The sequence below is a fragment of the Planobispora rosea genome, assembly GCF_014648175.1.
Classification (GTDB): domain Bacteria; phylum Actinomycetota; class Actinomycetes; order Streptosporangiales; family Streptosporangiaceae; genus Planobispora; species Planobispora rosea.
In genome coordinates this window covers 1-14,506 of record NZ_BMQP01000040.1, presented here as the reverse complement: position 1 = coordinate 14,506, position 14,506 = coordinate 1, and the positions used below count along the sequence as shown (strand labels likewise).

Sequence of the window (14,506 nt, the reverse complement as noted above, 5' to 3'; positions counted from 1 at the left end):
TCTTCCTGGGATAGGGGCCGGTGACGCGGGCGGATCGGGACGCGGTTCAGGCGCCCCACCCGGCCTGCCGCCCGCCGACGCGCTCAGCGGCGATCTTCTCGGCGTAACCGGAGCGCCGGTAGGCGGCGATCGGGTCGGGGTCGAGGCCGAGGTCGGCACGGAGCCCGGCCAGGAGCGGCCGGACGTCGGTGTCGTAGGCGTCCATCAGGACGGCGTTGGCGCCCAGCACGTCACCGGCGGCCTGGGCCGCCGCCAGCGCCTCGCGGTCCACCAGCAGCGCCTTGGCGGTGGCCTCCTGCACGTTCATCACCGAGCGGATGATCGCCGGGATCTTCGGCTCGATGTTGTGGCACTGGTCCAGCATGAACGCGATGCCGTACTCCGGCCGGAGCGCGTCGGCGGCGACGATCTCGTTCATGATCCGGAAGAGCTGGAACGGGTCGGCCGAGCCCACCATGAGGTCGTCGTCGGCGTAGAAGCGGGAGTTGAAGTCGAAGGCGCCGAGCTTGTCCTCGCGCAGCAGGAACGCCACGATGAACTCGATGTTGGTGCCCGGGGCGTGGTGCCCGGTGTCGATGACGACCTGGGCCCTGGGCCCCAGCCGCAGGCAGTGCGCATAGGCGGTGCCCCAGTCGGGCACGTCGGTGGTGTAGAAGGCCGGCTCGAACAGCTTGTACTCCAGCAGCATCCGCTGCTCCGCGCCGAGGCGGTCGTACACCTCCGACAAAGCCTCGGCCAGCCGGTCCTGGCGGGCGCGGATGTCGTCCTGGCCGGGGTAGTTGGTGCCGTCGGAGAACCACAGCTTCAGGTCCCGCGAGCCGGTGGCGTCCATGATGCCGACGCACTCCAGCAGGTGGTCGACGGCTCTGCGGCGCACCCGCGGGTCGGGGTTGGTCACCGATCCCAGCTTGTAGTCGTCGTCCTGGAAGACGTTGGAGTTGATCGCTCCCAGCGCCACGCCCCGGTCGGAGGCGTACTTCGCCAGGGCGGCGTAGTCGTCCACCCGGTCCCACGGGATGTGCAGCGCCACGGTGGGGGCCACGCCGGTCAGCCGGTGGACGACGGCCGCGTCGGCGATCTTCTCGTACGGATCGCGCGGCACGCCCGGCTGGGCGAACACCTTGAAGCGGGTGCCCGAGTTGGCGTACGCCCAGGACGGCGTCTCGATCCGCTGCTCCCGCAACGCCCGCTTGACGCCGTCACGGGCGGACTGGTCCAGATGGCTCATGTCGATGGCTCCGTTCCCCGGGCAGTCGCTCGAGAGGAAAATGAAACGTTTTAACAATAATGCCTCAGATAGCCGGGCTGTCGAGCCCCTCCGGGTGCGGACCCGGCGGGCCGAGAAAGCCGGGCTTCATCTTCCTGGGGTTCTGCGCTGATCGGCCGGACGGCCGCAGCGGTGAAGGCTGCGCGCGTGAGCTGCCGAACCCCCGAACGCTTCCGGCGGGCGGGGTCCGTACGACCGTGGATAGAACGTTTTAATCACCTGCGAGAGCGTGCACTCCGGTACCGGATGTCTCCGGCGGGTTTCTCGGTGCCCGGACGAGCCCACCCGGCAAAACCACCGTGACACCATAGGCGTCGTGATCTTCGCTGATGAGCCTGTCAGCCGAAGCAGACGGTCGCCACGGCGCACGGGAGCGTCGCCGGCGGCCGGGCGTGCGGCAGCACGCTGCCCTGGACGACCACCACGCCGCCGTACGGGACCGGCAGCCGCACGGGGGTGCCGGCCGCGTCGTTCTCGATCCGCTTCAGCAGCTCACCGCCGTCGCACCCGGCCAGGTGCGGGTAGACGTCGAGCGGTCCGAGGTTCCCGGACAGCGAGATCAGCGCGGCGTACCGGCAGTCGGGCGCGTCGCGATGGATCCCGATGTGGTCGCCGACCCCGTAGAAGTTGTACGAGGAGGTCACCGTCGTCAGGCGGGCCCCGAAGTGCTCCCGTACGAGCGAGGTCAGCACCCCGTTCTTGTGCCCGTCCAGTTCCGAGCCGGTACGCGCGTAGCGGTAACGGGTCGGCGAGAGCAGCTGCGCGCCGTTCACCCGGTACCCCTCGACCAGCACCTGCCGCGATCCCGAGTACGCCGCGGCGGCCTCGCGTACCAGCGCCGCGACCTGAGCGGCGGTGAAGACGCCCGTGAAGGAGCGTGCCATGGCGTTCATGAGCTGATCGGCAACGGGTTGAGCTGGTCCTCGCGCAGCCGCCGCGGCAGCCACCCCAGCTTCACGGGCACGTCGTACAGGCGGCCGGGCGCGAAACGCGCCCAGAAGTGCCGCAGTCCGGGGACGATCACCTTGACCACGTTCATCCCGATGCCGGGACGGGTCTGGTCGAGGATCAGGGTCTCCATGCCGTGCGCGGCGACGATGTCCACGCAGGTCCGGATGTCGTCCCTGAGGTCGTCGCTCCACCGGCGGGCGTGGTCGGAGAGCCTGGCGGGCTCCAGGCCGGGGTGGGGCAGGAGGTAGGGCTGGTTGGCGAGGGTGGCGTGCTCGTACCAGTACCGGTTGTCCGGATCGCCGGTGAAGTCCAGCGGCTCGTTCATGGTCAGGGCCATCATCTGGTTCATCTCGGTCACGGCGCGCAGCAGGGCGATCCCGGGGTCGAGGTGGGCGCCGTACCCCTGGATGATGTGCTCGTCCGGCCGGCCGACGCGCGCGGAGACCGCCGCGTACGTCGGGATGCCGAGGTCGCCGGTGAGGTCGAGCACCCACATCTCGCGCCCGCGCCGCGCGTACTCGGCGCGCACCTCGGCCAGGTACGGATCGGCCACGCTGTCCAGGTCCAGAGCGGGACGGCGCAGCCGGTTGTACCACCACACGGCCACGCTGTCGCGCTCGACCAGTTCCATGAACCCTTGCAGGATCGCCTCCTCGAGGTTGTTCCCCGAGGCGTTGCCGTTGGAGTCGCCGACGCAGAACCGGTGGCCGTCCGGCAGCGGGTAGCCGTAGTAGCAGAACGCCGTCGGCAGGTACCGCCACCGGCCCAGGCTCAGCGACCACACCGGCGTCCACTCGATCTCGCGCGACTCGTCGAAGGGCTCGGGGACCCAGGCGTAGCTGGAGTGCTCGCGGTTCCACCGCTCACGCCCCCGGTACTGCTCGTCGCTGAACTGCAGGCAGGCCGCCGGATGCACGGCCGACTCGCCCAGTCCCGCGTACGTCGCCGAGACGCGCGGCTCGCGGCCGGTGAAGACGCCGGAGTGCCGCTCGATGGCCTCCGACAGGGCGCTGGCCTTGGCCTGCGCGTCGCTGCGCCCCTTGCCGGCGCTCTCGGTGACGAGGAGGCGGCGCAGGTCCGCCAGGTCGTGGCCGGGGCGGCCGAAGCTGTGCGCGCCCGCGTACACGGTGATCAGCGGGCTGCCGGTCTCGAACGCGCGGAGATCCCGCACCACGCCGGTGATCGGGCTGATCAGGTGCTCATGGCGGCGCAGCGTCTCCTCGGGGGACACGGTACGGTGTCCGCCGTCGGTGGTGAACGTCTTCTTCCTGCTCGTCAGCTCGATCGGCCGCCGGTCGGGCTCTGCGTCGCCGGTGCCGCACGCACGGCAGGTCGTGTCGCGGATCAGCCGATGTCGCCGGCTGTCCAGCCCCGCGGAGTCGAGCGAGACAAGCGTTCCCCGCAGGTCGTCGGCGTCGGTGAGCAGCCAGTCGGCGGCGAGCGTGGCCGCCGCGTGCACGGCCGTCTGGACGGTGGACGGCAGCGCCGCCACCGAGATCGGCCCCGGCCGGCCCCTGCGCAGCGCCACGAACGTCTCGACCGGCCGGTTGTCCGTCAGCCGCTCCGCCAGGCACCGCCAGCAGGCCGTGACCCCCGGGACCAGGATCGGGCCCAGCCACAGCACCCGGCCCACCGGCTTGACCAGCATCCAGGGGCGTCCGGCGCGCAGGGCGGTCTCGTTCCACTCGGCCAGGCGCGGGTCGAGGTAGTCGTCGGCGACGACCATGACCAGGTCGGCTGCCTCGGGGCCGGACTCGACCCGGACGTGCAGCGCCTTCAGGGCGGTCTCGAACTCGGCGGCGGGCACGGAGCCCAGCGCCGCCACGGCGATCCCGCGGCCCTCCGCCGGCGGGACGTTCCGCATCGACCAGTAGGCCGCCTCGGCGGGGTTCCCCTGGACCCGCTCGCACAGGTACCCCATGCGCTCCAGGCGCGACAGCGCGAAGTGCGCCGCGACCTCGGAATAGCGCCCGGCCACGGCGTCGAGGATCTCCTGCCTGTCCCGTGTGCCGTCCAGCAGGGACGCCAGCAGCACGTACACGGATCCGGTCAGGGAGAAGGCGCCGTCCTCACTCAGGAGGAACACCGTGTCAGGCGGCGACACCTCCACCTGGAAATGCGGTTTGAACTGGGGGCGCTCGAGCATCCGGCTCACTCCTCAGCGTCACGGTCCGGCCGGGTCCCCAAGGCGAACTCTCCGACGGACGTCTCAGTGAAATACGATTCTCCGAGCGCCCGGGTGAACAGCTCGGAATTGCCGCCGCCTATCGCGCACGGCGCGAGTTCGAGGGCCGTGGCGACCAGGTACATGGTCTGGATGAGGCAGCCCACGTGTTTGAGAATCAGCGAGTACGCGATCCGCTGGTATTTCCAGGAAAGCCGTTGGAAACGCGCGGCGATGACGATCAGCACCTGCGGGCCCTCCGGATTGGCGGTCGAGAAGGCGGCGTCGCGCAGCAACGCCTCGACTGGTGCCGTCATTTCGCTGACCCGGCCGAGCGCGTGCTCGCGGGCGCGATAGTGGTAAAGACCGGCAGGCAGGTCGGCGCATTTTCCGGCCACGACGTATATCTCCAGCTCGTGCAGGCCGCCGCCGCCCGGATAGGGCCGCCGGCCGACCTCCTCGTCCCCGGCTCTGAAGACCCCGCTCAGCCTGGCCGACCGGTGCAGGAACTCGCCGAGTTCCTCCTTGGTCAGGGGCCGCTCGCCGTGCCGCCGGATGCTCCGCCGCCGGTCGAGCACGTCGAACAGCGACGTCTCCGGCCGCTCGGCGCGGGGCGCGGGCAGGGTGACGAGCTCCCCGATCGCGGGGCGTACGGCGGGCAGCGGGTCGATCTCGCCCCGGAACCTGTACGTGCCGCCCGTGGGCCGGTCGTGCCGCCCGTCGCGCGTGGAGGCGTGGAAGAGCAGGTCGTGGAACTCCCACTGCCTGATCGCCGGGTCGCCGTCCTCGCCGTCCTCGCCGTCCGGCTCGCAGACCAGGCGGGCGTGCCTGAACAGGCGCATGACCTGGGCGTCGAGGTCCGTCTCGACGAGCTCGTCGTACGGGCGCGGCGCGGCCAGGCGCGCCACCAGCGCGATCGCCCGGGGGTCGGCGACGGCCACCTCCAGGTACGACAGCGGCGACCTGAGCAGCAGCGTGTCCCCGTCGCGGTGCAGGTAGGCGAAGCGTGAGAGCGCATAACGAGCGTCAGGGTCCAGAGCCGGCCACTCGGTCTCGGGCGTCGCCACCGGTGTGGCCACGACGGCGCCGTCCATGATCGAGTAACGCAGCCAGCCGCCACGCGCCAGCCGGCGCATCACCATCGGCAGCCGTACGGGATCCCCGGTCAGCCGCGCCAGCGTGACACCCCCGGCGGACAGCTCCTTCACGGCCGCGGCGAGCTCATGGCCCGCAGCGGCGATGGAGATGCGATGCCCGTCGCGCTCCAGCGTCACGACGTCGCCCTCCGACTTCATCGAAACGCCTTTGTTCAGTGACAGGTGCAAATCCCCGAACATCGCATCCCCCGTTATCGGATTAGTAGTTGCAGTACATGCACGGCGTGCGGCAGCCGCTGGCCGACGAGCAGTTCGTCGGCGGCGCGAATTGCAGCAGGTCGTGCTCCTCGAGGCCGAGCTGTCTGGCCAGTTCGTCTTCGAGTTCGGTGCCGGAGAAGACGAGGCCCCGCTCGGCGGCGAGTTTCACCGCCGCCTCCACCAGGTCCTCGCTCGACATTCCCCGGAGCTGCGCCCTGAGTCCGTCATCGGTCTGGGTCAGCCTCAGGAATTGCTCGGCCGGGGAAGCCACCAGCGCTGTGCCGTGCTCCATCGCGACTCCTTTCATTGAGAGTTCCAGTGCTGTCGAAGCAGAATTGAAACGACGAAAGGCGGGGGAGTCTGTGTCGTTGTGCACACAACGGGGAAGCTTCTCGCCGTCGACGGGCCGGCATTCCGCGTCGAAGACGGCGACTCCGGCCGGTCCACCTCGCCCGTACCGTCGAACGCGGCACCCACCTGCGAGACCGCGACCACGAGACCGCATGCGGCCCGCAACGCTGTGGCCACGCCCCGGAGAACAACGGCTTTTCGGAAACTTCGGGCATTTCAGGAGTAGTGATTGTCCCGAGTGGATGATCTGCGTTTCGGTTCGACGGGAAGGGGGGTTTCGGCTATCCGGCAGACGCTTTTCGATCACTGCCGCCCTTGTGGTTCCCGGTGATCGCCGTTCGCCGCGATCCCGTTCGGTATGGCTCGATTTTGTCTCGTTATCGGATGATTTGCCGAGAAATCTCGGAGATCTGCTCCCCGGATTCTGACGGCAGGCCGTCAGAATCCTTTGGCGGCGTCACTGAAAGAGAATCAAGAGAAATATCCTTACATGTTGTCTGTAATCATTCCGGCGGCGGGCGGGCCCTAGGCAGTGTCGGATTCGCGCTCTATGGTGAGCCGAGACGTCCAGTCCGGGCCGGAGTGCATTCGATCTTTCGTGTTCTCCGTGGACGGCTGGAAGCCGCCCGTAAACGGTTTCGGATCCTGGCTGTAATTTCTTCGGGACTGGAGAGGAAAATGGACACCCCTTCGACTTCGAGGAGAAAGATCGACGCTCCTCCGGCATCGGGCCGAAAGATCGACATCAAAAACGTCGTCATCCTCGGCGACAGCATGTCCGACATCGGGAACAAGTGGTTGTGGCCGACGGGAGAGCTCGCCCGGCTGTTCCGCGCCATGCGCGTGAACGAGGCGGGCCGCTACAGCGACGGAAGAAACTGGACCGACTTCCTCGTGGAGTGGTCCACCGGTGAGACCCTCATGTGGGGCAACAAGGACCTGTCGATCAGAAAGTCCAACGACTACCGCACCCTGTCCGGCTATTCCGTCCTCGGCGTCGAACCCCAGGGGGGACGGGCCGAACCGAAGCCCCCGGTGGACCTCGACGAATACCTCAAGCAGATGAGGAAGCCGTCGGAGGAGACCGGAGCCCTGCCGGAGATCAAGTACGTCAACTACGCCATGGGCGGGGCCATCGTCACCACGGACTGGGCACCCAAATTCGGTGCGCTCACCTACCTGCGGGATCAGGTCAAAGACTACGTCGCACAGCGCAGGCTCCTGACCAAGCCCTTCGAGGGTGACACGATGCACGTCATCTGGATCGGCCTCAACGACTTCGTCACCGCGGAGCGTCCCGACTACGACCCGAGGAAAATCAAGACCCTGCCGACCACGCCGGACTACTCGGCATGGCTGTCGTGGAGCCAGACGTATCCGAAGGAGCTCACCGGCGGCGTCGGGGTGTTCCCCGCCGTGGCGGAGATCCAGTCCCTGGTCGAACTGGTCAACTCCAGCTTCCCCGAGACGAAGGACCGCCACCACTTCATGGTGCTCGACCTGCCGAGCGTGTACAACGCCATCCGGTTCATCGAGGGCCTCGGAGACCCTTCGTGGATTCCCCTGGCGGGAAGCATCGACCCGGTCATCCGCCGTTACGACGCGATGCTCGAAAGCCTCGTGGAGAAGTGGCCGGCCGGACCGCACGCACCCGGCGCCGACAACGTCCACCTCGTGCGCATGAGTGCGTGGATGGACCACGTCAGCGCGCAGATGGACCAGTGGAACCTGTCCAAGAAGGCCCAGCAGCGCGGCGTGCGCCCCATCTACCACGGGAGCGTCTCGCCGCAGCCGAAGGACACTCCCGAGATGGCGAAGATGCGGCGGTGCATCACGACCAGTGACCTGGCGCACCCGACCGAGGCGGTGTACGAGATCATCGCCAGGTACTTCGTGAGCCGGCTGCTGGATGCGGGATACACCTTGGGAAGGCTCAGCGGCGATACGTGGCGCAGCCACGCTCCCTACGCCGACCTGCCGTTCGACGTCCCGAAGTGAGACGTTTCCCGGTGAACGCGTGATGCCGGCGCCTGCGCCGGTCTCCACCGCTCCGGCGCAGGTGACACGGGCACCCGCGCCGGAGTCCTCGGGTGGGCGCGGTGGCCAGGCCGATCCCCGAGGCCCCGCCGGTGACCAGCGCGGCGAGCCCACGGAACTCGCCGGGCTCATGGGGCTCCTGGGACTCGATGGGGTCGATGGGCTCAGTGGACCCGGTGGGCTCAGACATCGGCATTCCTCACGTTCCGCCAGACGGGTCCGTCGGGATAGCGGTGGGCGGCCAGCGACTCGGACCGCAGCTCGGCCGACATGCCCGGAGCCGTGGGCGCCGCGTACCGGCCGTCGCGCACCGTCACCGGGTCGACGAAGTGCTCGTGCAGGTGGTCGATGTACTCGATCACCCGGTCCTGGACGCTGCCGCTGACCGCGACGTAGTCGAACATCGCCAGGTGCTGCACGACCTCGCACAGCCCGACGCCGTCGGCGTGCGGGCAGACCGGCACGCCGAACCGCGCGGCCAGCAGCAGGATCGCCACGTTCTCGGTGACCCCGGCGACCCGGCAGGCGTCGAGCTGGAGCACGTCGACCGCCTCGGCCTGCAGGAACTGCTTGAACATCACCCGGTTGGCGCAGTGCTCCCCGGTGGCGACCCTGACCGGGGCGACCCCGCGGCGGATCGCGGCGTGACCGAGGACGTCGTCGGGGCTGGTCGGCTCCTCGATGCTGGCGGATCTGGACCCGGCCGGCCGCGCCGCCGTGTTCGGGGCGACCGCGCGCCGGGTCTACGGCCTGCCGCGGAGGACGCCTCAAATCGTGTGGACGTCCCGGCACGGTGTCCGGCAGCATGGGCGGTGATGTACCGAGCGTAGAACCACCTCGATCACCGGCGACGGTTTCCCGGGCTGCTGACCCGGTGGAGCGACCGTCGTCTCGTTCAGGCTGTATCCCATCGCAGCGCCCCGCTCAGCACCCGCTCAGCGGCCTGCCGCGCTGCCTCACTGACGAGCGGATCCGCCGAAGGATCCCCTGTGATCGATGTACGGGCGTCGGGGACGCCCGGAGAAGGACTCTCCATGGAACTTCACGAGTACGCAAGGTACGACGCCGTCGGCCTCCGGACGCTGATCAAGGCAGGTGACGTCACCGCCGAGGAGGTCGAGGCCACCGCCAGGAAGGCCCTGGCCGCGGCGGACGAGCAGGTGAACGGCCTGGCGCTGCCGGTGTTCAGCCCGGCGCTCGACCACGCCGGGGACGGGCCGTTCACCGGGGTACCGTTCCTGATCAAGGACCACGGGCCGGTGGCGGAGGGGGTGCCGTTCTTCCTCGGCAGCCGGAGCCTGCCGGGCGTCGTCCCGGACCACGACAGCGATCTGATGGCCCGCTTCCGGGCCGCGGGCCTGGTCACTCTGGGCCTCACCACCTCGCCGGAGATGTGCGTCAGCTTCTCCACCGAATCGGTCAGGTTCGGAACGACCCGCAACCCGTGGGATCCGGACAGGGGAGCGGGCGGGTCCAGCGGTGGCGCCGCCGCCCTGGTGGCCGCCGGGGCCGTGCCCGTCGCGCACGCCAGCGACGGGGCCGGTTCCATCCGCGTCCCGGCCTCCTGCTGCGGCCTGGTCGGGCTCAAGCCGAGCCGGGGCCGTATCACCAGCGGGCCCGACCTGGGAGAGCCCATGCTGGGCATGGCCTGCGAGTTCGCTCTCACGCGCACCGTCCGCGACGCCGCCCACCTGCTGGACGCCGTCTGCGGACCGGGGATCGGCGACAAGTACACCGCTCCGCCGCCGCTGCGCCCCTACGCCGAGGAGATCGCGGCCCGCCCGGGCCGGTTGCGGGTGGCGGTGACCACCCGGGCATGGTCCGGGACGCCGGTGGACGCCGAGGTGGCCGCGGCCGCGATACGGACCGGTCTGGTGCTGGAGCAGGCCGGGCACCTCGTCTCCGAGGACGGCCCGCGCGTCGACTGGGACGCGGTCATGCGGAGCTGGGTGCTGGAAGGGGTGGCGCTCTCCTCCACCCTGCTGCTGGCCCCCCGAAAGCCCGACCCGGCCATGATGGAGGCCGTCTCCCGGCAGTTCCTGAAAGTCGCCGGGGAGTACACGGCGATGGACATGATGGCCGCCTTCGACGCGCAGAACCGGGTGACCCGCTCGGTGAGCGCCTTCCTCACCGAGTACGACCTGCTCGTCACCCCGACGCTGGGCCGCCTCCCGGCGCCGCACGGCACACTGCGTCAGGACGACCCCGGCCACACCCTGCTGAGCTGGCTGGAGTCGCTGGCCGACTACGGGCCGTTCACCGTGGTGTTCAACGTCACCGGCCAGCCCGCGATCAGCCTGCCGCTGGGCTGGAGCGGGAACGGGCTGCCGATCGGGGTGCAGATCGTCGCCGCCCACGGGCGCGAGGACCTGCTGTTCCAGGTCGCCGCCGAACTGGAGCGGGCTATGCCGTGGAAGGACCGGACGCCCCCGGTCTCCGCACTGTGGCCGCGTTCCTATCGCGTCCAGTCGTAGTCGTCGGCGTCGGCCCAGGGCAACCGGTCGTCCGGATCGGGCAGCAGGTCGTCCAGATCGATGTCGGCGCCGTCGTCGACATGATCGGGTCCGGGTGTCGTCATGGTCTCTCCACGCCGAGGTCGGCCCGAGGCCCGGCCGCTGACACGGCCGGCTCGGACTGTCCGTACAGGGTGATGTGCGTCCAACGATAACGTCGGCAGGCCGTGTGAGTGGTGAGCGCGGTTCTGCGCGGCACCACTCCGGCCATGGGTAGTCGTTTCCCGCAGGAGAGAACCGATGCGCGGGCCCGGGTCATCGCTGTGTATGGAGCGGTCAAACGTGCGGGCTCAGCTCCGGGCCGTGGACGCGTGGCGTGCCGTCGCGGACCCCGCGGCGGCGCGGGCGCCGGTCAGCACGAAGCCGCTCGCCGGGCGGGCGGGGATACGGCGCAGGGAGATGTCCAGGTCCTGCTCCGGGACGTCGTAGTCCAGCTGGGCCAGCCGCATGCTCAGCGCCTTCAGCAGCGCGACGGTGATGGCCTCGCCCGGGCAGCGGTGACCTGCGGCGGGGTCGCCACCGCCCTGCGGGATCAGCTCGAACGCGTCGATCTCGCGGCCGATGAACCGCCGTGGGTCGAAGGTGTAGGGCTCCTTCCACAGGGCGGGGTCATGGTGCTGGCCGTAGACGTCGAGCAGCACCAGGCTTCTGGCGGGGATCTTCTCTCCGCGCCAGGTCAGGTCCCGGACCGCCCGGCCGCCGAGGAACGGGGCGAACGGGTAGAAACGACGGATCTCATGCGTGAACGCCTCGGCGAAGGCGTCGTCTCCCTCGCGCAGCGGTGCGCGGTGCCGCGGCCAGCGGTGCAGGGCGTGGGCGGCGAACGAGACGAACCAGCACACGGCTGTGGTCGGCCGGATGATGTTGAGCAGTTCCACCGCCGCCGTGTGCGGATCGAGCTGTTCGCCGTCGGCGTCGCGGTGGTGGGCGACGACGTCGAGCGCCGAGCCCGCGGGAACGGTGGCCACACCGTCGCGTACGTACTCCACGAGGTACCTCAGCCACGCCTCGCGGCGTGCGCGGGCGGTCCGGGCCCGCCAGTGCCGGGACCCCGGGGTGGCGAAGCCGTCGACCATGGCCACCAGGTCGGAGGCCAGGGCGGGCACCTCGGACTCGGCCAGCGGGATGCCGGTCCACCGGCACACGCCCCGGGCCAGGATCGCGGCGGCCTCGTCGAAGAGCACCACGCGCCGCCCATCGGCCCAGGAGGCGGCCGCCTCGTCCCAGGCCGCGGTGGTGTACCTGACCAGGGAGCCGATGCCGTCACCGGTCAGGAGGGACAGGAACATCGCCTTGCGCACCCGGTGGCCGGTGCCGTCCAGGGTGTGCACGGCTCCATGGCCGAACAGGGTGCTCTTGATGGGACCGGGCAGGGCGGTGTGCCGCTCGACGTGGTCCTCGTCGTAGAAGAACCGGGCGGCGTCCGGCCCGCGCAGCGCGACGGCGCGCTGGCCCCCCACCCGGGTGTGCACAACCTCGCCGGAGGCGCGCCGCCGCAGCTGGGGCAGCCAGGCGTAACCCTGGAGCAGGAGAGGGATCGTGTTGTCCGGCAGAAACATAGGCGCTGGAATGCCCGCGCCGCGGGCGGTGAAACCGCCGGTGGGAAACGGCCCGGGGCACGCCGGCCGCCGCGCGGTGGTGTTCGGCTGCCGGGTGTGGGTAGGGCAGGCGGGCGCGAGAAACGCGAAGGGAGAGCGATATGACCAACACCTACCCCCGCCCGGAGACCATGGAAGAGACCGATGTCGTCGACCTGCTGCTGGCGCAGCACGCCCTGATCAGGGACATGTTCGACGAGGTCGAGAAGGCCACCCCGGGTGAACGGCCGGAGGCGTTCCAGCGGCTGGTGCGGATGCTGGCGGTCCACGAGACGGCCGAGGAGGAGGTCGTGCACCCGTACGCCCGTCTCAAGCTGGAGGGCGGGGACGCGGTGGTCGACGACCGCCTGGCCGAGGAGCGCGAGGCCAAGGAACTGCTCATGCGGATGGACCAGGCGGGTCCCGAGGACCCGCAGTTCCTGACGAACCTGGCCCTGCTGCGCGCGGCCGTGGAGGCTCACGCCCGCAGCGAGGAGCGCTACGAGTTCCAGAAGCTGCGCGCCTACGCCTCCGATGCCGAGCGGCGGGCCATGGCGGCCGGGGTGAAGGCGGCCGAGGCGATGGCCCCGACGCACCCGCACCCGGGTGTGGAGTCGGCGACCAAGAACCTGCTGGTCGGCACGCCGGTGGCGATGGTGGACCGGATCCGCGACGTGATCCGTCAGGCGATGGGCAAGAACGGCTGAGCCTGCGGGCGATTCCCCGGACTCCGGACACCGTACGGCCCGCGCCTCCGTCCCCTGGAGGCGCGGGCCGTACGGTGTCCGCGGGTGGGTTCCCGCCGGCGGTTCCCTGAGCGAGTTCGCCGTGATATGCCGGAGTACTAGCGCTACGCAGTACGGCAGGCAGCACAACACAGGGCTGCGGAGATCCGCAGCGGTTCGCCGGTCATCGGGAGGGCGTCGTGACGACCTACAAGCCGCCCGCCGGTGAGCCGCTGGCCGTCGCGCCGGTCCGCACCGAGCGCAGGGGCACCATCCTCACGAAGTGGATGTCGTCCACCGATCACAAGGTCATCGGGCACCTCTACCTGATCACCTCGTTCGTGTTCTTCCTGATCGGCGGCGTCATGGCGCTGGTCATCCGGGCGGAGCTGGCCCAGCCGGGCCTCCAGCTCACCAGCAACGAGCAGTTCAACCAGCTGTTCACCATGCACGGCACGATCATGTTGTTGCTGTTCGCCACGCCGCTGTTCGCCGGCTTCGCCAACGAGGTCATGCCGCTGCAGATCGGTGCGCCGGACGTGGCCTTCCCGCGCCTGAACATGGTCAGCTACTGGCTGTTCGCCTTCGGCGGTATCATCGTGATCTCCGGGTTCCTCACCCCGGACGGCGCGGCCGCCTTCGGCTGGTTCGCCTACACCCCGCTGTCGAACGCGATCGCCTCGCCCGGTGTCGGCGGCGACCTGTGGATCATGGGTCTGGTGATCGCCGGTCTGGGCACCATCCTCGGCTCGGTCAACTTCATCACCACGATCATCTGCATGCGCGCGCCCGGCATGACCATGTTCCGCATGCCGATCTTCACCTGGAACGTGCTGCTGACCTCGCTTCTCGTGCTCATCGCCTTCCCGGTGCTGGCCGCCGCGCTGCTGGCCCTGGAGGCCGACCGCAAGCTCGGCACGCACATCTTCGACGCGGCCACCGGCGGCCCGCTGCTCTGGCAGCACCTGTTCTGGTTCTTCGGCCACCCCGAGGTCTACATCATCGCGCTGCCGTTCTTCGGCATCATCACCGAGGTGATCCCGGTCTTCAGCCGCAAGCCGCTGTTCGGCTACATCAGCCTGATCGGGGCCACCATCGCGATCGCGGGGCTCTCCGTGGCCGTGTGGGCGCACCACATGTTCCCGACCGGCCAGGTGCTGCTGCCGTTCTTCTCGTTCATGACCTTCCTGATCGCGGTCCCGACCGGGGTGAAGTTCTTCAACTGGATCGGCACCATGTGGCGCGGCCACCTGACCTTCGAGTCGCCGATGCTGTTCTCGATCGGCTTCCTGGTCACCTTCCTGCTGGGCGGCCTGACCGGCATCATCCTGGCCTCGCCCCCCATGGACTTCCACGTCACCGACACCTACTTCGTGGTGGCCCACTTCCACTACGTGGTCTTCGGCACCGTGGTCTTCGCGATGTTCGCCGGCTTCTACTTCTGGTGGCCGAAGTTCACCGGCAAGATGCTCAACGACACGCTCGGCAAGGTGCACTTCTGGACGTTGTTCATCGGCTTCCACACCACCTTCCTGGTCCAGCACTGGCTGGGCGCCGAAGGCTTCC

The 14,506-nt window shown here is 69.5% G+C and carries 12 protein-coding genes; 4 read left to right on the top strand and 8 right to left on the bottom strand.

Translation table 11 applies throughout. The annotated features are described in order from the left end of the window. Positions 1-46: 46 nt before the first annotated feature. The 5 genes from rhaI to IEZ08_RS30190 all read right to left on the bottom strand — a co-directional run bounded on the left by rhaI (position 47) and on the right by IEZ08_RS30190 (position 6,029). Positions 47-1,228, bottom strand: a complete 1,182-nt coding sequence (gene rhaI / locus IEZ08_RS30210; RefSeq protein ID WP_189243461.1) for an L-rhamnose isomerase — start codon at positions 1,226-1,228, stop codon at positions 47-49. A 377-nt stretch (positions 1,229-1,605) separates the two neighbouring features. Beyond that, on the bottom strand, positions 1,606-2,160 hold the full coding sequence (locus IEZ08_RS30205; RefSeq protein ID WP_189243460.1) for a hypothetical protein: 555 nt from the start codon (positions 2,158-2,160) through the stop codon (positions 1,606-1,608). Further along, positions 2,157-4,364 carry a TOMM precursor leader peptide-binding protein gene (locus IEZ08_RS30200; RefSeq protein ID WP_068923217.1) on the bottom strand — a complete coding sequence of 736 codons (2,208 nt, stop codon included), beginning with the start codon at positions 4,362-4,364 and terminating at the stop codon, positions 2,157-2,159. Before IEZ08_RS30200 ends, IEZ08_RS30205 begins: the two co-directional genes overlap by 4 nt. Positions 4,365-4,369: 5 nt before the next feature. Beyond that, positions 4,370-5,677, bottom strand: coding sequence for a SagB family peptide dehydrogenase (locus tag IEZ08_RS30195; protein WP_084780035.1), 1,308 nt, complete (start codon positions 5,675-5,677; stop codon positions 4,370-4,372). Positions 5,678-5,738: 61 nt separating this feature from the next. Next, the gene (locus tag IEZ08_RS30190; RefSeq protein ID WP_068923219.1) at positions 5,739-6,029 is read right to left on the bottom strand and encodes a Nif11-like leader peptide family natural product precursor; all 291 of its coding nucleotides are present in this window, start codon (positions 6,027-6,029) and stop codon (positions 5,739-5,741) included. An 833-nt stretch (positions 6,030-6,862) separates the two neighbouring features. Here IEZ08_RS30190 and IEZ08_RS30185 point away from each other — a divergent pair. Then, the gene (locus tag IEZ08_RS30185; protein WP_189243459.1) at positions 6,863-8,086 is read left to right on the top strand and encodes an SGNH/GDSL hydrolase family protein; all 1,224 of its coding nucleotides are present in this window, start codon (positions 6,863-6,865) and stop codon (positions 8,084-8,086) included. A gap of 221 nt (positions 8,087-8,307) precedes the next feature. Here the strand turns inward: IEZ08_RS30185 and IEZ08_RS30180 are convergent, their stop codons facing one another. After that, on the bottom strand, positions 8,308-8,808 hold the full coding sequence (locus IEZ08_RS30180) for an enolase C-terminal domain-like protein (protein WP_203863547.1): 501 nt from the start codon (positions 8,806-8,808) through the stop codon (positions 8,308-8,310). Between the two features lie 351 nt (positions 8,809-9,159). Between IEZ08_RS30180 and IEZ08_RS30175 the strand changes: the two genes are divergently transcribed. Further along, positions 9,160-10,599, top strand: a complete 1,440-nt coding sequence (locus tag IEZ08_RS30175; protein ID WP_189243458.1) for an amidase — start codon at positions 9,160-9,162, stop codon at positions 10,597-10,599. Here the strand turns inward: IEZ08_RS30175 and IEZ08_RS40390 are convergent. Together IEZ08_RS40390 and IEZ08_RS30170 are read right to left on the bottom strand one after the other, a co-directional pair. Then, a complete protein-coding gene (locus IEZ08_RS40390) occupies positions 10,581-10,703 on the bottom strand; it encodes a hypothetical protein (RefSeq protein WP_268249380.1) in 123 nt (40 codons plus the stop codon). The two genes, IEZ08_RS30175 and IEZ08_RS40390, sit on opposite strands and share 19 nt — an antisense overlap. A 225-nt stretch (positions 10,704-10,928) precedes the next feature. Beyond that, a complete protein-coding gene (locus IEZ08_RS30170; protein ID WP_068923222.1) occupies positions 10,929-12,197 on the bottom strand; it encodes a cytochrome P450 in 1,269 nt (422 codons plus the stop codon). 140 nt (positions 12,198-12,337) lie between these two features. On the opposite strand from IEZ08_RS30170, the gene IEZ08_RS30165 reads away from it, so the two are divergent. After that, positions 12,338-12,922, top strand: coding sequence for a hemerythrin domain-containing protein (locus IEZ08_RS30165; protein WP_068923223.1), 585 nt, complete (start codon positions 12,338-12,340; stop codon positions 12,920-12,922). A 251-nt stretch (positions 12,923-13,173) separates the two neighbouring features. Further along, a partial coding sequence (locus IEZ08_RS30160; RefSeq protein WP_229803679.1) for a cbb3-type cytochrome c oxidase subunit I occupies positions 13,174-14,506 on the top strand: 1,333 nt, incomplete at its 3' end.